The sequence below is a fragment of the Gottschalkia purinilytica genome (assembly GCF_001190785.1).
Taxonomy (GTDB): Bacteria; Bacillota; Clostridia; order Tissierellales; family Gottschalkiaceae; genus Gottschalkia_A; species Gottschalkia_A purinilytica.
The window spans coordinates 1-539 of sequence record NZ_LGSS01000074.1 but is presented as its reverse complement, the minus strand read 5'-3'; the positions used below and the strand labels follow the sequence as shown (position 1 = coordinate 539).

The window sequence follows — 539 nt, the reverse complement described above, 5'->3', positions numbered from 1 at the left end:
AAAATATACATAACAATTGATACATCTTTGAATTTTCTTGCTAATACTTTTAAAGCAACGTATGAAATCATACCGATAACTATACCTTCTGCTATACTGTATGATAAAGGCATTATTATAATTGTTAAGAATGCTGGTAATCCTTCTGTTATGTCATCAAAGTCTATAGCTTTAATAGATGATACCATTAGAAGTCCAACTATCACTAATACTGGTGCTGTAGCTGCATTAGGAATAATTAAGAATAATGGACTTAAGAATAATGCTATTAAGAACATTCCTGCTGTACCCATAGCTGTTAGTCCAGTTTTTCCACCTTCAGATATACCTGAAGCACTTTCTACAGTAGTTCCTATGAAACTAGTTCCTAAACAAGATGCTACTATACTACCAATTGAGTCTGATATATATGCTCTGTTTATACCAGGTAGTTTACCGTTTTCATCTAATAAATCAGCCTTTGCAGCTAGACCAACAAGTGTTCCTATTGTATCAAATATAGCAACAAATAAGAATGTAAATACAGCTACACCCATATC

1 protein-coding gene is annotated in these 539 nt (G+C 32.5%); it reads right to left on the bottom strand.

The window, feature by feature from the left end:
• On the bottom strand, positions 1 to 539 hold a 539-nt coding region (locus CLPU_RS16450; protein WP_131701626.1), incomplete at both ends, for an NCS2 family permease.